Annotated in this window: 17 protein-coding genes; 6 read left to right on the top strand and 11 right to left on the bottom strand. The window is 69.4% G+C overall.

The features are described 5' to 3' along the window. Positions 1–19 precede the first annotated feature (19 nt). The 3 genes from ACFC96_RS14535 to ACFC96_RS14525 are packed head-to-tail and all read left to right on the top strand — an operon-like array spanning position 20 to position 1,212. A complete protein-coding gene (locus tag ACFC96_RS14535; RefSeq protein WP_376612495.1) occupies positions 20–187 on the top strand; it encodes a hypothetical protein in 168 nt (55 codons plus the stop codon). Between the two features lie 48 nt (positions 188–235). After that, the gene (locus ACFC96_RS14530) at positions 236–952 is read left to right on the top strand and encodes a sugar kinase (protein ID WP_376612493.1); all 717 of its coding nucleotides are present in this window, start codon (positions 236–238) and stop codon (positions 950–952) included. Between the two features lie 32 nt (positions 953–984). Further along, a complete protein-coding gene (locus ACFC96_RS14525) occupies positions 985–1,212 on the top strand; it encodes a zinc ribbon domain-containing protein (RefSeq protein WP_376262957.1) in 228 nt (75 codons plus the stop codon). Between the two features lie 72 nt (positions 1,213–1,284). Here the strand turns inward: ACFC96_RS14525 and ACFC96_RS14520 are convergent, their stop codons facing one another. The 3 genes from ACFC96_RS14520 to ACFC96_RS14510 are packed head-to-tail and all read right to left on the bottom strand — an operon-like array spanning position 1,285 to position 5,773. After that, positions 1,285–2,118: an HAD family hydrolase gene (locus ACFC96_RS14520; RefSeq protein ID WP_376612491.1), complete on the bottom strand. Its 834-nt coding sequence runs from the start codon at positions 2,116–2,118 to the stop codon at positions 1,285–1,287. Continuing rightward, on the bottom strand, positions 2,115–4,580 hold the full coding sequence (locus ACFC96_RS14515) for a phosphoribosyltransferase (protein ID WP_376612490.1): 2,466 nt from the start codon (positions 4,578–4,580) through the stop codon (positions 2,115–2,117). The genes ACFC96_RS14520 and ACFC96_RS14515 overlap by 4 nt, the downstream gene beginning before the upstream one ends. Before the next feature lie 26 nt (positions 4,581–4,606). Next, positions 4,607–5,773 (bottom strand): HpcH/HpaI aldolase/citrate lyase family protein, encoded by a 1,167-nt coding sequence (locus ACFC96_RS14510; RefSeq protein ID WP_376612488.1) that lies wholly within the window; start codon positions 5,771–5,773, stop codon positions 4,607–4,609. Between the two features lie 187 nt (positions 5,774–5,960). Here ACFC96_RS14510 and ACFC96_RS14505 point away from each other — a divergent pair, with 187 nt between their 5' ends. Further along, complete coding sequence (locus ACFC96_RS14505) at positions 5,961–6,905, top strand: TerD family protein (protein ID WP_376612486.1); 945 nt, start codon at positions 5,961–5,963, stop codon at positions 6,903–6,905. Between the two features lie 105 nt (positions 6,906–7,010). Here the strand turns inward: ACFC96_RS14505 and ACFC96_RS14500 are convergent, their stop codons facing one another. From ACFC96_RS14500 to ACFC96_RS14475, 6 genes are all read right to left on the bottom strand, one after another. Next, positions 7,011–7,751, bottom strand: a complete 741-nt coding sequence (locus ACFC96_RS14500) for a Tellurium resistance (RefSeq protein WP_116502289.1) — start codon at positions 7,749–7,751, stop codon at positions 7,011–7,013. A gap of 99 nt (positions 7,752–7,850) precedes the next feature. Next, positions 7,851–8,999, bottom strand: a complete 1,149-nt coding sequence (locus ACFC96_RS14495; RefSeq protein WP_376262971.1) for a DUF475 domain-containing protein — start codon at positions 8,997–8,999, stop codon at positions 7,851–7,853. A 73-nt stretch (positions 9,000–9,072) separates the two neighbouring features. Beyond that, positions 9,073–9,648 carry a TerD family protein gene (locus ACFC96_RS14490; protein WP_100591940.1) on the bottom strand — a complete coding sequence of 192 codons (576 nt, stop codon included), beginning with the start codon at positions 9,646–9,648 and terminating at the stop codon, positions 9,073–9,075. 98 nt (positions 9,649–9,746) lie between these two features. After that, on the bottom strand, positions 9,747–10,322 hold the full coding sequence (locus ACFC96_RS14485; protein WP_116502287.1) for a TerD family protein: 576 nt from the start codon (positions 10,320–10,322) through the stop codon (positions 9,747–9,749). A gap of 179 nt (positions 10,323–10,501) precedes the next feature. Then, entirely contained in the window at positions 10,502–10,960 is a 459-nt protein-coding gene (locus ACFC96_RS14480) for a peroxiredoxin (protein WP_100591938.1), read from the bottom strand. Positions 10,961–11,128: 168 nt separating this feature from the next. Further along, positions 11,129–11,566 carry a DUF3052 domain-containing protein gene (locus tag ACFC96_RS14475; RefSeq protein ID WP_376612484.1) on the bottom strand — a complete coding sequence of 146 codons (438 nt, stop codon included), beginning with the start codon at positions 11,564–11,566 and terminating at the stop codon, positions 11,129–11,131. A 437-nt stretch (positions 11,567–12,003) separates the two neighbouring features. Here ACFC96_RS14475 and aceE point away from each other — a divergent pair, with 437 nt between their 5' ends. After that, complete coding sequence (aceE, locus tag ACFC96_RS14470) at positions 12,004–14,751, top strand: pyruvate dehydrogenase (acetyl-transferring), homodimeric type (RefSeq protein WP_376612482.1); 2,748 nt, start codon at positions 12,004–12,006, stop codon at positions 14,749–14,751. Between the two features lie 79 nt (positions 14,752–14,830). On the opposite strand, the gene ACFC96_RS14465 is transcribed toward aceE, so the two are convergent. Both ACFC96_RS14465 and ACFC96_RS14460 read right to left on the bottom strand, forming a co-directional pair. After that, positions 14,831–15,226, bottom strand: coding sequence for a peptidase inhibitor family I36 protein (locus ACFC96_RS14465; protein ID WP_376612695.1), 396 nt, complete (start codon positions 15,224–15,226; stop codon positions 14,831–14,833). Positions 15,227–15,445: 219 nt separating this feature from the next. Next, positions 15,446–17,056, bottom strand: a complete 1,611-nt coding sequence (locus tag ACFC96_RS14460) for an MFS transporter (protein ID WP_376612480.1) — start codon at positions 17,054–17,056, stop codon at positions 15,446–15,448. Between the two features lie 115 nt (positions 17,057–17,171). Here ACFC96_RS14460 and ACFC96_RS14455 point away from each other — a divergent pair, with 115 nt between their 5' ends. Next, the gene (locus ACFC96_RS14455; protein WP_376262983.1) at positions 17,172–17,816 is read left to right on the top strand and encodes a TetR family transcriptional regulator; all 645 of its coding nucleotides are present in this window, start codon (positions 17,172–17,174) and stop codon (positions 17,814–17,816) included. Positions 17,817–17,875 lie beyond the last annotated feature (59 nt).

Here is a 17,875-nt window from a genome sequence, read left to right as displayed (position 1 = left end):
GTCGAGCCCCTTCCCGGCCGTGCCCCCCACCACCTCCCCCGTCGACGTGCTCACCTTCGGCGAGACCATGGTCGCGCTGCGCGGCCACGGGCCGTTCAAGCTGGGCGGCTCGATGGACCTGTCCGTCGCGGGCGCCGAGTCGAACGTCGCCATCGGGCTCACCCGGCTCGGCCACAGCGTCCGCTGAGCGGGCGCGGTCGGCGCCGACGAGGCGGTCGAACTGGTCCTGCGCACGTTGCGCGCCGAGGGCGTCGACACGTCCTGCGTCACCCGTGACACCGGCGCCCCGACGGGCCTGATCCTGTTCGAGCCGCGGTTGCCCGAGGTGACGCGGGTCCAGTACTACCCGGCGGGTTCGCGGCTCGACGCCGCCCGCGTCGAGCGGGCCTTCACGGCCGGTCCGCCCCGCGTCCTGCATCTGACGGGGATCACCCCCGCGCGCGAGGCCTGCCAACGCACCTTGCGGCTTGCCCGCGAACACGGCGTTCCGGTCACCCTGGACGCCAACTATCGCTCTCGGCTGTGGAGTTCACAGGAGGCCGCCGCCGAACTGCGCGACTGGGTCCCGTACGTGGATGTCCTCATCGCCTCCGACGACGAGCTGCCGCTGTGCGCGCCGCCCGGACCGGACGCGGTCAAGGCCCTGCTCGATCTCGGGGTGCGCGAGGTCGTCGTCAAGCTCGGTGCCGACGGGGCGGTCGCCCACTCGGCCGACGGTGAGCTGCGCGTCCCGGCGCGGCCGGTGAGCGCGGTGGACGCCGTCGGGGCCGGTGACGCCTTCGTCGCCGGCCATCTCTCCGCGCTCCTCGACGGCGAGGACATCGCCGCGCGCCTCGACCGGGCCGTGACGACGGGCGCCTTCGCGGTCGCGCAGCCGGGCGACTGGGAGGGGGCGCCCACGCGGGCGGAACTCGGGCTGCTCGGGGCGGGCCAGGGGACCGTCGTGCGCTGACGTCCGCCGGGCGCGGCCGCTAACCTGTGCCCATGCCACGCTACGAGTACCGCTGCCGGACCTGCGGCGACACGTTCGAACTGAGCCGCCCCATGGCCGAGTCCTCGGCCCCCGCGGACTGCCCCGCGGGCCACGACGACACGGTGAAGCTGCTGTCGACGGTCGCCGTCGGCGGCACCGCGGCGAGCTCCGCCCCGGCCCGCCCCGCGGGCGGCGGAGGCGGAGGCGGGGGCTGCTGCGGCGGAGGCTGCTGCGGGTGACCTGCGGCAGACGAGCGCGAGGAGAGTGAGCGCCCGGGGGCCTGACCCGTACGTACGGCGTGCGGGTGGCCCCTACGGGGACGGGCGGGGGTTGCGGACCTCCCCGATCAGCTCCCGCAGGATCGTCTCGCCCGCCGCGACACCCCGGTCCTCCAGGGCCGTGACGTGCGGCGCCGTCCACCCCGCGTCCGCCAGCTCGCCGTGGCCGGGGCGCCAGGCACGGTCGGCCGCGAGGAGCAGGTCCGCGTCGAGCAGGGAGTCGCCGGCCGCCAGCGTGAGGTCGGCGCCCGAGCGGCGGGCCACCTCACGCATGGCCGCACTCTTGGTGAGCGGCTTCGGGACCGCGTAGATCTTGCGGCCCTGGAGGGAGACCGTCCAGCCGCGGCTCTCCGCCCACACGGCCAGCTCCTTGACCCAGCCCTCCGGGAGCAGGGACCGCTCGACCACGAGATACGCGAAGAGGTCCTCGGCGACGCGTTCCTTCAGGAGCCACGCCGGGTCGGCCGTCCGCGCCAGATGCGCCCGCACCTCGTCGAGCGGCGCGCACTCGGCGGCGAGCCGCTCGTCCACAGCGGCGCGCCAGTCCGGGTCCGACACCCCGTCCACCAGAAGGTGCCCGCCGTTGGCGCAGATCGCGAACTGCGGCGCGGGTCCCGGAAGACGGATGCGTCCGTACTGCTCACGGGTGCGGGTCGTGGTCGGGACGAAGAGTGCGCCGCGGCCGAGTTCGCCGAGCAGCGCGGCCGCGTCCTCGGTGACGTAGGAGAGGGGCTTGCCCTGGTAGACCTCGACGCACAGCAGGCGCGGCGCTCGGGCGTCGGGCACGGTCAGGCCCAGGGCTGCCGCGGAGTAGATCAGGGTGCGGTCGAGGTCGCTGGCGACCAGGGTGACGGGCGTCGCGCTCACTTCGCGCCCACCGCCTTGCCGTCCGCGCCGGTGGCGCCCCGCGTGTACTTCGGATGGATCAACCCGACACAGGTGTACGGGAGTTCGGCGACCTCCTCGACGGGCACCCCGCGCTGCTCGGCCAGCAGGCGTACGTGGTCGAGGTCCGCGCCGGCGCCCGTGCGGGCGAGTATCTTCCACGGGACGCGGCGCAGCAGCACGCGGGTCGTCTCGCCGACGCCGGGCTTCACGAGGTTCACGTCGTGGATCTCGTACTCCTCGCTGATCCGCTCGACGGCCGCCCAGCCCTCCCAGGTGGGCGCGCGGTCGGCGGAGAGCATCTCCTTGACCTGGGCGTCCACGGCGTCGGCGACCTCGTCGAAGCGGGCCTCGACCGTGTCGAGGAAGTGCGTGGAGACGTCCGCCTCGGCGAGCTCGCGGTAGAACTTGCCGCCGTGGAAGTCGTGCGGCCCGACGAGGTCGGCGCGCAGCACCGTACGCGATATCAGGCCGGAGACCGTCGAGTTGAGGCACGCGGACGGGATGAGGAAGTCCTCACGGGTGCCGTAGGTGCGCACGCAGGAACCGGGGTCGGCGAGCACCGCGATCTCGGGGTCGAAGCCCGGGAACTCCTTGAGGGCCTCCGCCAGTTCGCGGGTGATCGCGCCCTTGCCGGTCCAGCCGTCGACGAAGACGACGTCGGCCGGGTCGTGGTGGGCGGCGAGCCAGCGCAGCGCGTTCGCGTCGATGCCGCGGCCGCGCACGATCGAGACGGCGTAGTGCGGCAGGTCCAGGCCGCGCCGCGCCTGCGCCCAGCGGCGCATCAGCACACCGACGGGCGTGCCGGCGCGGGCGAGCGAGACGAGTACGGGGCGCGGGGACCGCTCCGCGAGCACGGTCTCGGTCACGACGCCGACGGCCTGCGCGATCCGCGCGGCCGAGACCTCCAGGGCGGACTGGAACAGTGCCTGGTACTCGGCACTCGGCTGGTACTCGACGGGCAGCGACTCGGCGTAGTGCGCGCCACCGCCCTGGATCGCCTCCTCGCGCTCCTCGGTCGGGGCCTCCAGCTCGACGTCCGAGAGGTCCTGGAGCAGCCAGCCGACCTCGTCGGGCGCGTACGAGGAGAAGGCGGGGCCACGGAGGGGCTCGGGGAGCGCGGGGGACACGAGGGGCCTTTCGGGGGCGGCCCACTCGGAGAGGGCCTTTGCGGGGGCGGCCCCGTCAGGGACGTACGAGGGGACGACGGCCAGCAGCACATGCGGGGTGTGCTCGGCGAGGCGCGCCAACAGGCCGTCGGGGGCGTGCAGTTCGGGTGTGTCCGCCGTGGAGTCGACGACGGCGACGATCGCGTCGAAGTCACCACCCGCGACGTTGTACGCGTACCGCTCACCCGGCCCGTCGGCCGGGTCGTCGTGGGCGGGGAAGACGAGGCGGGTGCGGATCGCGTAGCCGGGGTCGTCGACGGCGAGGACCGGCGAACGCGTCGTGGTGGAGTAGCGCACCTGCGCCTGCGTGCCCTTCTCGACCTCGCGGGCCAGGGCGAGCGGCGCGTACATCAACTCCTCGAAGCCGAGGACGAGTACGCGGCGGGCGTCCCCCAGGGGCGCGGTGAGGCGGGCGGCCATGGCGGGCAGCGCCGCGTCGAGCGCCGCTCGGTGCTCCGGCGTGAAGCCGTGCCGGCCCCCGTCGGGTACGGACGCGGGCCAGCCGAGGTCCACACGCGTCACGCGGCCGGGCTCTGTGCGCGCGGTCGGGGCCTCGGCGAGGGACTCGTGACGGGCGACCAGGGCCTGGCCCTTGGCGAGGACGTCGTCGGGGAGCTTGACGGTGCCGGAGGCGGACGCGACCAGGTCGACGCGGGCGCCGATCTCGCGGGCGAAGTCGGCCAGACGGCCCCGGTCGTCGGGCGAGCGCATGTCGACGAGGGCGACGATGACGTAGTGCTCGCGCGGGTAGCGCTCGTGCAGGGCGCGGATCGTGTTCAGGACCGTATTGCCCGTGGAGAACTCGTCGTCGACGAGGACGAGTGCCCCGTCGCCCGCGAGGAGGCGGGGGTCCTCGGGCAGCAGCAGATGCGAGGTGGCGTGCGAGTGGGACTCCTCGAAGCCGCCCGCGCGCGCCACCCCGTCGACGGGGCGCCGCGTCGAGTGCAGATAGGGCGCGAGGCCCAGGCCGTCGGCCACGGAGTGCCCGAGGCCCGTCGCCGTCTCGGCGTATCCGAGCACGACGGCCCGCCGCGCCGCGTCGTCACCGAGCACCTCGCGCACCCGCAGACCGAGGTCGTACCCGGCGCGCCAGACCACGTCCGGCGACTGCGGCACGTGCTTGCCGAGGACGTTCGACACGAGCAGATGGGCCCGTTTGGGATTGCGGCGCAGGGCAAGGCCCAGCAGCCCGGATATCTCCTCGTCACCGACGAGCTCGACTCCCAGCCGCTGTGCGACCCACATCCCCGACCAGACCACTTCGCCCCTTTTCATTGCTTTCATCATGACTCGCGCGCTCGTCACGCGGGCAGGCCGGCGTCGAGCAGCTCCACGAAGCCGACGTCCTCGTGGGCGACGCCGAAGGCCTCGGCCCGCTGGAGAGTCCGCTCGGCCCAGGCCCGATGCGGCTTCACTTCGTTCATCTTGTTCGTGTACGCGGACCTGAGGACACCGCCGCCGCCCCGCTCGGGCCGCAGGATGTCCTGGGCGTCCCCGTACTCCTCGTGACTGACCACGGACAGTGCGTGCACGGGCATCACGTGCGAGGGATGGATGCAGGTCTTGCCGAGCAGGCCGTTGGCCCGGTCCAGCTCGATCTCGCGCAGCAGGCCGTCCATGTCGTGCTCGATGAGCGCCTCGCGCAGCTCGCCGGCCCGGTTCTCCAGGAAGGGGCTGCGGCGCAGCTGTGGCTTGAACATCCGCTCCTGATGCCGGAAGTACTCCCAGACAGGGCCGGTCACGGTGAAGCCGGTGCCGTCGGCGCGCCCGAGCAGATTGACCACGTCCCCGATCACGGAGGCCACGATCTGGACGTCGTACGCGGTCATGTCCGGCGGCCTGCGCAGCCCGTACGCGGAGCAGAAGTCGGTCACGCCGAGGCGCAGGGCCAGGACGCGGTCGCGGTACTTGTCGACGGTGCGGGCGATCCCGGCGAGGGTGTCCCCCCGCGTCTCCAGATGCAGGAGCTCGGGCGACTCCAGGACGGGCATCACGAAGAGGCGCCGCCCGGTGGCCGCCTCCGCGACGGAGAGCGCCTCCAGGAACGGCACACCCCGCTCCTCGGTGAATTTCGGCAGTACGAATCCGGACAGCAGCCGCACGGCGGGGCCGAGGCGGCGCACGAGGTCGGTGATCTGCCCGGCGGCGCGGACGCGGATGAACAGCAGCGGGGGCTGCGCGTCCGGCCGGGCCGCGAGATCGGCGAACTGTCTGACCAGGTTCTCCTCGGCGTCCACGACCTCGGCGTCGTCGATCGAGTCCTCCAGGCACAGCACCATCGAGACGACACCCCGGCCCGCCTGCTTGAGGACGTCGTCGGCGAGGCGCGGCCGCGTGGCCGGGCTGTAGAGCGTGGCCCCGAGGGCGGCTGCGAGCAGGCGGGGCGACGAGTCCGCGGTGAAGTCACCGGGCTCCCGGTAGAACAGGCGCTGCCGCACCTCAGGGGCGATGTGCCCGAAATGACGCATGAGACTCCCCCGTCGTGCCGCTCAGGTCAGAATTCAAGTGGCCGGTAATAGTACGTAGGGACCCATGTCAAGGGTTCCCATCGGGCATGAAATTCAGGTAACCCGCCCATGTCGAGTATGTCGCTCGGCCCAGCCGCCTCCGGCCCCCGCGTTGTCCTGGCCAGGTCAGGGAAGGCAGGATGACCGCATGACGCACGCGATGCTGAAGGGGTCGAACGTCCCTCTCGAAGCCACGGCGGTCCGCGCGGTGCTGCGCTGGACCAGCGGCCAGGGCGTGCCCGACGTCGACGCCTCGGCCCTGCTCCTCGGCCCCGACGGTCGCGTACGGTCCGACGAGGACTTCGTCTTCTACAACCAGCCCCGGCACCCCTCGGGCAAGGTCTGGCGGCTCGGCAAGAAGCACGTCGCCGACGGACTCACCGACACGATCCAGTCGGACCTGGCCGGCCTCGGCCCCGAGGTCGGCCGCGTCCTGCTCGTGGCCTCGGCGGACGACGTCCCCTTCGACCGCGTACCCGCCCTGCGGATCCTCCTGTACGACGCCGCGGCCGCCGACGGCGAGCCGCTCGCCCACTTCGACGTGAAGCCGGAGACGGGCGCCGAGACGGCACTGATCTGCGGCGAGCTGTACCGGCGCGGTGAGGGCTGGAAGTTCCGGGCCCTGGGCGAGGGCTACTCGAACGGCCTGGTCGGCCTGGCCACGGACTTCGGCATCTCGGTGGACGAGTCGGAGCCGACTCCGGACCTTCCGTCGTCCCCGCCGGGCCCGATGCCGGCCGCCGAACCGCCGTTCCCGCCCCCGGCCCCCGACACCGCGTTCACGGGACCGGCATCTGGGTCTGCTTCGGGGTCGGGGGCAGGTTGGGGATCCGGCTCGGGGGCGGGTTCGGGTTACGGGTATCCGCAGGCGCCCGCGCCGCAGCCCCTCGCCGCGCCGCTCCCCCAGACCGCGCCCCAGCCCGTCTCTCAGCCGTCGTACGGCTACCCCCCGGCGGCGCCCACGCAGCCCGCGCCGCTCGCCATGCCGGTGCCGGCGACGCAGCCCGCGTACGGCTATCCGCAGCCGGTGCAGCCGCTGCCCGACCCGAACTTCACCCTGCCGCCGCAGGGCCCGCAGTTCATCTCCCGCTGAGTCCGCGACCGGCCCCGGGCGACTCGGGGCCGGACAGGGCGGCGGGCGGAGGCCCCCGTGCCGGGTCCAGACCCGGCAGGGCAGGCGGGAAGGCGAAGACGGGCCCTAGCGCTCCCCGACCTTGGACTTGTACCCCCGACCCCACTGAAGTCCCCACCCGTACAGCCGGTCCAGCTCGGCCTGGAACCCGTACACGAACTTCACCTCGCGTCGCACGATCAGCTCGCCCTTGACGTTCTCGATCGTGACGACGGCGCAGGAGCGGGCCTGTGGGGCGCGCTCGTCGAGGCTGATCTCGACGCGTGGTCCGTTGCTCGGGTAGAGCGTGACGTGAGCGTGCGTACGGTCGAACGCCGGTGTCTGGTCGTAGATGTAGACGAAGACAAGCAGTCGCTTGATGGACTCGCGGTGATCGAGATTGACGTAGATGGTCTCACCCGACGCCGAGCCGAACCGGTCGTCACCGCTGAGCTTCACGTACGGCGGCGCGTTGAGCGCGCCGAAGAAGCTGCCGAGCGGCTGCACCACACCCTTCTCCCCGTCGGTCAGTTCGTAGAGACAGCCGAGATCAAGGTCCACATTGACCATGCTCTGCGTATGGGCCTGCACCACATCAGGCTTGAACAGCTTGAAGGGGTGCCTCAGCAGGCTCTCGCGCTCGGGGCCGCCGATGTCCGAGGTCCGCATCCGCCAGGACAGGTTGATGCGCAGATTTCCGGTGGCCGCCCCCTGTTTGGTGAGCGAGACAACCGGGTGCCGCTTGGTGAGTTCGATGGAGTTCGACGCGGCGCTGCCCGACTCGAACTCCGCCGCACGCCCCCGCCACAGTCCGTCCCAGAAGGACATTTCGCCCCCAAGTGCCCATGTTTCATGGTCCAGTTACGCCGACGGGGCGGCCGGTGAGGAGTTCTCCTCGCAGACCGCCCCGCTCACAGCGTTCCAGGATCAGAGCCCGGACGAAACCTCAGCCTTCTCGCCCGAGGTCGGCGCTTTTCCCTCGGCGTCCGCGAGCTTCTTGTTGCGGCGCACAGACGAGAGGAACGACCAGGCGATCAGCACGACGCCGACGAGGCCGGTGATGACCTCGTTGATCTCGTACTGGATCGTGACCAGGAGGATCACGGCAAGGGCGCCGATCGCGTAGTGCGCGCCGTGCTCCAGGTACACGTAGTCGTCCAGGGTGCCCTGGCGGACCAGGTAGACCGTGAGCGAACGGACGTACATGGCGCCGATACCGAGGCCGAGCGCCATCAGCACGATGTCGTTGGTGATGGCGAAGGCGCCGATCACGCCGTCGAAGGAGAACGACGCGTCCAGGACCTCGAGGTACAGGAACATGAAGAACGCGGCCTTGCCCGCCAGGACGACGGCCGTGGGCTTCTTGCCGGCCCGCTTGGCCGCTTCCTCAGCCTCGTGCTCGCGCTCCTCCTCTTCCTCGAGACGGTTCTCGAAGAAGCCCGAGAGGCCACCGACGATCAGGTACGTGATCAGGCCGGCGACGCCGGAGAGCAGAACGGTCGCCGCCTTGTCGACGTGCACACCACCATGCTGGTGGGCCTGCGTCGCGACGGTCACCGAAGCGATCAGCAGCGCGATGAGGGCGACACAGACCGAGAGCATGTCGACCTTGCCGAGCTTGGCCAGCGGCCGCTCGATCCAGCGCAGCCACTGGATGTCGCGCTCCTCGAAGACGAAGTCGAGGAAGATCATCAGCAGGAACATGCCACCGAAGGCGGCGATGGACGGGTGCGCGTCCGTGACCAGCTGCTGGTAACGGTCGGGCTGGTTGAACGCCAGGTCCACCGCCTCGATCGGACCGAGCTTCGCACTGATCGCGACGATCACGACGGGGAAGACCAGCCGCATACCGAAGACCGCGATCAGCACACCGATCGTGAGGAAGATCTTCTGCCAGAAGGCATTCATCTTCTTCAGGATTCCGGCGTTGACCACCGCGTTGTCGAAGGACAGCGAGATCTCGAGGACGGCAAGGATCGCGACGACCCCGAATGCTGTCCATCCGTCGTAGAACACCGCCGCGACCAGGCCGAGCGCAGTGATTGCGAACGACCAGCCGAAGGTTTTCAAAACCACTGGCTACCCCATCAGGTGAGTACGGGTCTCCCCCGCGCCGGTAGGACGGGGCTCCCCCGCTCCGCGCACGGCTTTACGAAACATTGACCCCGAAGTCTAGAGCGATGCCTCGAAGGCCCGACGCGTACCCCTGTCCGACAGCGCGGAACTTCCATTCGCCGCCGTACCGGTACACCTCACCGAAGATCATCGCGGTCTCCGTGGACGCGTCCTCGCTCAGGTCGTAGCGGGCGAGTTCCTGACCGTCCGCCTGGTTGACCACGCGGATGAACGCGTTGCTGACCTGGCCGAACGTCTGTCCTCGGTTGTCCGCGTCATGGATCGAGACCGGAAAGACGATCTTGTCGCAGAATGCCGGCACCTTGGACAGGTCGATCAGGATCGACTCGTCGTCGCCCTCACCCTCACCGGTGAGGTTGTCACCGGTGTGCTCGACCGAGCCGTCCGGGCTGGTGAGCTGGTTGTAGAAGATGAACCACTCGTCGCCGAGCACCCGGCCGTCCTTGCACAGCAGCGCGCTGGCGTCGAGGTCGAAGTCGGCTCCGGTGGTGGAACGCGCGTCCCAGCCGAGTCCGATCAGCACCTGCGTGAGGTTCGGTGCGGCCTTGGAGAGGGAGACATTGCCCCCCTTGGCGAGCGTGACGCCCATGATCGTGGTCCTCCCCGGTGTGATGTCGCTTGAGTTGTCGAGCGCGTCCGGCGCCGCACTCACGTGCGGCGCCGGACGGTCATACGGTCGTGCTCGGCTCAGACGTTGACGCCGAAGTCCTGCGCGATGCCACGCAGACCCGAGGCGTAGCCCTGGCCGATGGCGCGGAACTTCCACTCCGCGCCGTTCCTGTAGAGCTCGCCGAAGACCATGGCGGTCTCCGTCGAGGCGTCCTCGGAGAGGTCGTACCGAGCGATCTCCGCCCCGCCCGCCTGGTTCACGACGCGGATGAACGCGTTGCGCACCTGGCCGAACGACTGCTGGCGGTTCTCGGCGTCGTAGATCGAGACCGGGAACACGATCTTGTCCACATCGGCCGGGACGCCGGCGAGGTTGACCTTGAGCTGCTCGTCGTCACCCTCGCCTTCACCCGTGGTGTTGTCGCCGGTGTGCTCGACCGAGCCGTCCGGGCTCTTCAGATTGTTGAAGAACACGAAGTTGGCGTCACTGCTGACCTTGCCCTCCGCGTTCGTCAGGATGGCGCTGGCGTCGAGGTCGAAGTCCGTACCGGTGGTGGTACGGACGTCCCACCCGAGGCCGATGATGACCGCGGTCAGGCCAGGAGCCTCCTTGGTCAGCGATACGTTGCCGCCCTTGCTGAGGCTGACTCCCACGAGTCCTCCCATTGGTGTCGGGGGCGGGGAGCCCCGTCGTGCGTTGGTATCGGATCAACGTCTGGATCCTAGTGACCGGTTCCCGGCGGCCACAGGCTCCGCACCCGAAGAATCCCAGGGTGTCATCCCCGGGACATCCCCGAGAGATGCGCGACACGCATCCTGTGAACCCTGAGGGGTCAGAGGGTGTCGATCGCCTTGACGTATTCGTTGAGGTCACGGGCGTCCGGCAGGCCGTTGACGACGGTCCAGCGGACCACGCCCTCCTTGTCGATGATGAAGGTGCCGCGCACCGCGCAGCCCTTCTCCTCGTCGAAGACGCCGTACGCGCGCGAGGCCTCGCCGTGCGGCCAGAAGTCCGACAGGAGCGGGTACTCGAGGCCCTCCTGCTCGGCGAAGACGCGCAGGCTGAACGGCGAGTCGTTCGATACGGCGAGGAGCTGGACGTCGTCGTTGACGAACTTCGGCAGCTCGTCACGCAGGGCGCACAGCTCGCCGGTGCAGACGCCGGTGAAGGCGAACGGGTAGAAGAGCAGCACCACGTTCTTCTCACCCCGGAAGTCCGAGAGCCGCACGGTCTCGCCATGCTGCGTCTTGAGCTCGAAATCCGGAGCCTTCGTACCGACCTCGATCGTCATGGTCAAGCTTTCCTTCCGTGGAGCCGTTCGGGTGAGTCCCAGCCTAGGCGCCGAAGGCGGTACTCCCGCGTGGGGCCCCGCGTGTCGCCGGGCAAGCGTGCGGCCCCCGTCGACGCGTCATGGCGTCGGCGGGGGCCGCACGGAGTGTCTGCTGGGGTCTTTCGTCGGCTAGCGCTTCTTGGCGGCCGCCTTCGGCGTGACGAGGCGGCTGCCCGCCCAGTCCTTGCCCGCGTTGATGCTCTTGGTCTGCGAGAGACCCGCGGTCTGCGCGGCTTCGTTGATGTCGCTCGGCTCGACATAACCGTCGCGGCCGGTCTTCGGGGTCAGCAGCAAGACAGGGGAACCGTCGTCGACCAGCTGGCTGGCGTCTACCAACGCGTCCGTCAGATCGCCGTCGTCCTCGCGGAACCACAGCAGCACCGCGTCAGCGACGTCGTCGTAGTCCTCGTCGACGAGCTCGCTGCCGATGATTTCCTCAATGGACTCGCGGAGCTCCTGGTCGACGTCGTCGTCGAAGCCGATCTCCTGGACCACCTGCTCGGGCTGGAAACCCAGCCTCGCGGCAGGGTTGGTCCGCTCCTCCGCGTGGTCCGCGGTCGCGCTCACGGATTGCCTCCTGATCATGTTTACGAAGTTGTCTGCTGCTTCGCGCGTGCGCGAAGCGTTGGCCGTAGTCCACACGGGCGGGGCGGATCGCGCAAGTACCCGGCCCCCGAGACCGCCGAAACGGTGACGTTCCAGGCGGTGTCACCGCATCTTCAGTCAAGGATCCCCGCAGGCCGGTGATGTATGCCACACCGTTCTGCCGGATTTGCCCACCCTACGGATGACGGTCGTCCACCTCGGCCGAACGGCCTCACGAAACCGGTGAACCACATGAGCGTATCGTTGCGATTTGGCCGCACCCGTCCGGGGAACCCCGGGGAATCACTCGGATTACCCCGCGGTAGAGGTGACGATTGTGCCCCCGAGGTACACGATGGGGAGCGGCGCAGCCCTATTGCACCCCAATTGCACATCTCGACCGACAGTGAAGGAACAGCGTGGTTTCCGGATCCGATCGCAATCCGATCATCATTGGCGGCCTCCCCAGCCAGGTCCCGGACTTCGATCCCGAAGAGACCCGGGAATGGCTCGACTCTCTTGACGCCGCCGTCGACGAGCGCGGGCGCGAGCGGGCCCGCTACCTGATGCTCCGGCTGATCGAGCGCGCCCGCGAGAAGCGTGTGGCCGTGCCCGAGATGCGCAGCACGGACTACATCAACACGATCGCGACCAAGGACGAGCCCTTCTTCCCCGGCAACGAGGAGATCGAGCGCAAGGTCCTGAACGCGACCCGCTGGAACGCCGCGGTGATGGTGTCCCGCGCCCAGCGCCCCGGCATCGGGGTGGGCGGCCACATCGCCACCTTCGCCTCCTCCGCCTCGCTCTACGACGTGGGCTTCAACCACTTCTTCCGCGGCAAGGACGACGGCAAGGGCGGCGACCAGATCTTCTTCCAGGGCCATGCGTCGCCGGGCATCTACGCCCGCGCGTATCTCCTGGACCGCCTCACCGAGAACCAGCTCGACTCCTTCCGCCAGGAGAAGTCGAAGGCTCCGTACGGCCTGTCGTCGTACCCGCACCCCCGGCTGATGCCGGACTTCTGGGAGTTCCCCACCGTCTCCATGGGCCTCGGCCCGCTGGGCGCGATCTTCCAGGCGCGGATGAACCGCTACATGCAGGCCCGCGACATCGCCGACACTTCCGCGTCGCACGTCTGGGCCTTCCTCGGCGACGGCGAGATGGACGAGCCCGAGTCGCTCGGCCAGCTGTCGATCGCGGCCCGTGAGGGCCTCGACAACCTGACCTTCGTGGTGAACTGCAACCTGCAGCGCCTCGACGGCCCGGTGCGCGGCAACGGCAAGATCATCCAGGAGCTGGAATCGCAGTTCCGCGGTGCCGGCTGGAACGTCATCAAGCTGGTCTGGGACCGCAGTTGGGACCCGCTGCTCGCGCAGGACCGCGACGGCGTGCTGGTGAACAAGCTGAACACCACACCGGACGGCCAGTTCCAGACGTATGCCACCGAGCCCGGCTCGTACATCCGCGACCACTTCTTCGGCGGCGACCACCGGCTGCGCGCGATGGTCGAGCACATGACCGACGACCAGATCCTGCACCTGGGGCGCGGCGGCCACGACCACAAGAAGATCTTCGCGGCCTTCCAGGCGGCCAAGGAGCACAAGGGCCAGCCGACGGTCATCCTGGCGCAGACGGTCAAGGGCTGGACCCTCGGCCCCAACTTCGAGGGCCGCAACGCGACCCACCAGATGAAGAAGCTGACGGTCGACGACCTCAAGGGCTTCCGCGACCGGCTGCACCTGCCGATCACCGACAAGCAGCTCGAGGACGGCGCCCCGCCGTACTACCACCCGGGCCGCGACTCGGAGGAGATCCAGTACATGCACGACCGCCGGCACGGGCTCGGCGGTTATGTCCCGACCCGCGTCGTACGGTCCAAGCCGCTGGCTCTCCCCGACGACAAGGCGTACGCGAGTGTGAAGAAGGGATCCGGCCAGCAGTCGATCGCCACCACCATGGCGTTCGTCCGGCTGCTCAAGGACCTCATGCGGGACAAGGAGATCGGCCGCCGCTTCGTGCTGATCGCACCGGACGAGTACCGCACGTTCGGCATGGACTCGTTCTTCCCGAGCGCGAAGATCTACAACCCGCTCGGCCAGCAGTACGAGTCCGTGGACCGCGAGCTGCTGCTCGCGTACAAGGAGTCGCCGACGGGCCAGATGCTGCACGACGGCATCTCCGAGGCGGGCTGCACGGCCTCGCTGATCGCCGCGGGATCGGCGTACGCGACGCACGGTGAGCCGCTGATCCCTGTTTATGTCTTCTACTCGATGTTCGGTTTCCAGCGCACCGGCGACCAGTTCTGGCAGATGGCCGACCAGCTCGCGCGTGGTTTCGTGCTGGGTGCGACCGCCGGCCGGACGACCCTGACCGGTGAGGGTCTGCAGCACGCGGACGGCCACTCGCAGCTGCTCGCCTCGACCAACCCGGCCTGCGTCGCCTACGACCCGGCCTTCGGCTTCGAGATCGCGCACATCGTGCAGGACGGCCTGCGACGGATGTACGGCGCCACCGCCGAGCACCCGCACGGCGAGGACATCTTCTACTACCTCACCGTCTACAACGAGCCGATGCAGCACCCGGCCGAGCCCGCCGATGTCGACGTGGAGGGCATCCTCAAGGGCATCCACCGCTTCAGCCCGGGGACTTCGGGCACCATCCCGGCACAGATCCTCGCCTCGGGTGTCGCGGTGCCGTGGGCCCTGGAGGCGCAGCAGATCCTCGCCGCGGAGTGGAACGTCAGGGCGGACGTCTGGTCGGCGACTTCCTGGAACGAACTGCGCCGCGAGGCCGTCGAGGTGGAGCGGCACAATCTGCTGCACCCCGACGAGGACCAGCGCGTCCCCTATGTCACGCAGAAGCTGTCCGGCTCGGAGGGCCCGTTCGTCGCGGTCTCCGACTGGATGCGGTCCGTGCCCGATCAGATCTCCCGCTGGGTACCGGGCACGTACCAGTCGCTCGGCGCGGACGGCTTCGGCTTCGCGGACACGCGCGGCGCGGCCCGGCGCTTCTTCCACATCGACGCCCAGTCGATCGTGGTGGGTGTGCTCACGGAACTGGCCCGGGAGGGCAAGGTCGACCGCTCGGTCCTGAAGCAGGCGATCGACCGCTACCAGCTCCTCGACGTCACGGCGGCCGACCCCGGCCCTGCGGGCGGCGACGCGTAGGGGCCTGGTCCCGATTGTCGTAGAGGTTCGAGGTGTGGTGCGGCCACGGAGGTCGCGCCACACCTCGCTCTCTTTCATCTCAGCGCTCCCAGACCTTGAACGCCCCTACCCGATAAGGGGATTGCGGCGCCCATGTGCCGCTGCCGGGATAGGTCTGGAACTCCCCCGTCTCGGCGCACTCGGCGGATTGATAGGCCGTGACCGGACGTCCGGTGCGATTGGCGAGAGCCTGCGCGCTACCCCCCTCCGGCAGCGCGACGCAGCTCTCGATGTCGATCCCGGACAGCTCGTACGCCTGCCGATGCCCCTTGAACTCCGGCTTCTCCCACAGGCACAGCTCCCCCGCCGCGCAGTCCCCCGATGTCGGCGGGGCGGTGGCGCCCGCATGAACCGGCGTCAGCAGGACGGCCGCCAGCGCGGCCGCGGCCGTCACCGGAAGCGTCGTACCCATCACGGCGCGCATCCTCGTACCCATATCGATCAACCCCCGTGTCGTGCCGGTCACTTGTCTGCACTCTGAACCGGTGGGCGACCGAACGGGAAGAGCTGACAGATCAGATCACTCGGATATGCGAAATGCCCCCAGGATTTCCCTGAGGGCATTTCGGGGTGCGTGCGGGGGTCGCTTGCGGGTTTCCCCCGAGGGGCGGTTCCCCGATGAGTGCGGATCTCCGACGAGGGCCCCCAACGCGCACTAGATGTGCGCGGCCCCCGCTCCCGCCTCCGCGTTCGCCCCGCGCTTGGTCAGCAGCGCCACGAAGATCGCTACGACGGCGACACCCGCGGCGACCAGGCAGGCCAGGCTCATGCCGGAGATGAAGGTGTCGTGCGCGACCGAGGTGATCTTCTCGGCGAGCACGGCCGGGGTGCCCTTCGGGACCGGGCCCACACCGACCTGGACCGCCTCGGACGCCTGGTCCAGCTGGGCGGGCGTGAGCGGCGGAAGCTTGGCGTCGGTCCAGTTGCCCGCGAGATCGTTGTCCACCTTCGAGGCCATCACGGCGCCGAGCACGGCGGTGCCGAGGCTTCCGCCGATCTGCATGGCGGCCTGCTGGAGGCCGCCCGCGACTCCGGAGAGTTCCATCGGGGCGTTGCCCACGATGACCTCGGTGGCGCCCACCATGACGGGAGCGAGACCCAGGCCGAGCAGGGCGAACCACAGCGACATGACGCCGCTGCCCGTGCCCGACTCCAGCGTGGACATGCCGTACATCGCGACGGCGGTGAGCAGCATGCCGCCCGCGAGCGGGATGCGCGGACCCACCTTCGTGATCATCGCACCCGCCAGCGGCGAGCCCACGATCATCATTCCGGTCAGCGGCAGGAGGTGCAGACCGGAGTCGACAGGGCTCATGCCGTGCACGTTCTGCAGGTAGAAGGTGACGAAGAAGAGCCCGCCCATGAAGGCGATGGCCATGAGCACCATCAGGACCACACCGGCCGACAGCGGCACCGAACGGAACAGGGCCAGCGGGATCAGCGGTTCCTCGACGCGCGTCTCCCAGATCGCGAAGAGCGCGAAGCACAGCACGGAGGCCCCCAGGAACGTCCAGGTCAGGCCATCGCCCCAGCCCCACGTCGGGGCCTTGATGAGGGCCCAGACCAGACAGAACATCGCGCCGGAAAGGAGCGCGATGCCGAGGATGTCGAAGGATCGCGGCGCGTTCTCGGCACGGTGGTCCTTGAGGATCAGGAGGCCGAGGACGAGGGCGATGACGCCGACGGGGACGTTGATGAAGAAGACGGACTGCCAGCTGACGTGCTGAACGAGCAGCCCACCGAGGATCGGGCCGCCCGCGGTCGAGGCGCCGATCACCATGCCCCAGATACCGATCGCCATGTTCAGCTTCTCTGCGGGGAAGGTGGCCCGCAGGAGGCCGAGCGCGGCCGGCATGAGGAGCGCGCCGAACAGGCCCTGGAACACCCGGAAGGTGACCACCAGGGCGATGCTGTCCGACAGGCCGATGGCGCCCGAGGCCGCGGCGAATCCGATGACGCCGATGAGGAAGGTCTGCCGGTGACCGAATCGGTCGCCGAGCTTGCCGGCCGTGATCAGCGTGACCGCGAGGGCGAGGAAGTAGCCGTTGGTGATCCACTGGACGTCGGCGAAGCTCGCGCCGAGATCCTTCTGGATGGCCGGGTTGGCGATGGCCACGATGGTGCCGTCGAGGGCGACCATCATCACGCCGATCGCGACGGAGAACAGCGTCAGCCAGGGGTGGCCACGAAGCCCCTTGGCCGGGGCCGGAACGGACAGGGGCTCCGGAGCCTTGTCCGCCTTGTCGACGGTGGTCTGACTAGTCATGCGTCCGAGGCTAATGACAGCCACTGACAGTTGACCAACCAATTCACAAGTCGGTAACTGTCATGTTGCTCACAGGTAAGCTGAGCTGGGCAAACAGACGCAAAGAGGGGCGCGAGTGAAGACGCAAGAAGCGCGTTCAGGACTACGGGAACGCAAGAAGCAGCGCACCCGCGACGCCCTGCTGCGCTCCGCACTGGAACTCTTCACCACAAAGGGGTACGACCGCACGACGGTTGACGAGATCGCGGAGGCTGTCGACGTCTCGCAGCGCACCTTCTTCCGGTACTTCACCAGCAAGGAGGAGACCGCGTTCGCGGTCCAGGACATGGTGGAGTCCCGTTTCGTCACCCTCCTGCGCGAACGCCCGGCGACCGACAGTCCGTTCGAGGCCCTGCGCGGTGCCGTGCTCGACGCCTGGGACACCCTCGGCGAGCCCATCGAGGAGGTCGTTCCGGTCGAACTCCACATGCGCACCTACCAGATGATCGAATCCACGCCCTCCCTGATCGCCCTCCACCTGCGCCGCTCCACGGAGCTGGAGGAGGAGATCGCGCGCGTGATCGCCGAGCGTGAGGGCCTCGACGTGGAGACGGATCTACGCCCCCGCGTGACGGTGGCCGCATTCAGCGGCGTGATGCGCATGGCCGGGCGACTATGGGGCGCCGGCGAGGACATCAGCGTCGAGTCGATCCGCGAGGTCACGGAGTCTTATCTCGACCAGCTGGGGCCGGTGTTGGCGGGGAAGTGGCGCTCAGAGTGACCGACCGTGCACTCCCGTGCGCGAGGGGCGGAAGCGGCACCTACAGAGCGTGATGACAC

The sequence above is a fragment of the Streptomyces sp. NPDC055955 genome (genome assembly GCF_042270245.1).
GTDB lineage: Bacteria > Actinomycetota > Actinomycetes > Streptomycetales > Streptomycetaceae > Streptomyces.
The sequence above is the reverse complement of the archived record's forward strand: the minus strand, read 5'-3'. Positions and strand labels throughout refer to the sequence as shown.

Bases quoted from the DNA above. Each gene is read 5' to 3' on its own strand.
- ACFC96_RS14525 (WP_376262957.1), top strand. From the start codon at position 985: ATGCCACGCTACGAGTACCGCTGCCGGACCTGCGGCGACACGTTCGAA.
- ACFC96_RS14515 (WP_376612490.1), bottom strand. From the start codon at position 4,580: ATGAAAAGGGGCGAAGTGGTCTGGTCGGGGATGTGGGTCGCACAGCGG.
- ACFC96_RS14510 (WP_376612488.1), bottom strand. From the start codon at position 5,773: ATGCGTCATTTCGGGCACATCGCCCCTGAGGTGCGGCAGCGCCTGTTC.
- ACFC96_RS14505 (WP_376612486.1), top strand. From the start codon at position 5,961: ATGACGCACGCGATGCTGAAGGGGTCGAACGTCCCTCTCGAAGCCACG.
- ACFC96_RS14500 (WP_116502289.1), bottom strand. From the start codon at position 7,751: ATGTCCTTCTGGGACGGACTGTGGCGGGGGCGTGCGGCGGAGTTCGAG.
- ACFC96_RS14490 (WP_100591940.1), bottom strand. From the start codon at position 9,648: ATGGGCGTCACGCTCGCCAAGGGGGGCAATGTCTCCCTCTCCAAGGCC.
- ACFC96_RS14480 (WP_100591938.1), bottom strand. From the start codon at position 10,960: ATGACGATCGAGGTCGGTACGAAGGCTCCGGATTTCGAGCTCAAGACG.
- ACFC96_RS14465 (WP_376612695.1), bottom strand. From the start codon at position 15,226: ATGGGTACGAGGATGCGCGCCGTGATGGGTACGACGCTTCCGGTGACG.
- ACFC96_RS14460 (WP_376612480.1), bottom strand. From the start codon at position 17,056: ATGACTAGTCAGACCACCGTCGACAAGGCGGACAAGGCTCCGGAGCCC.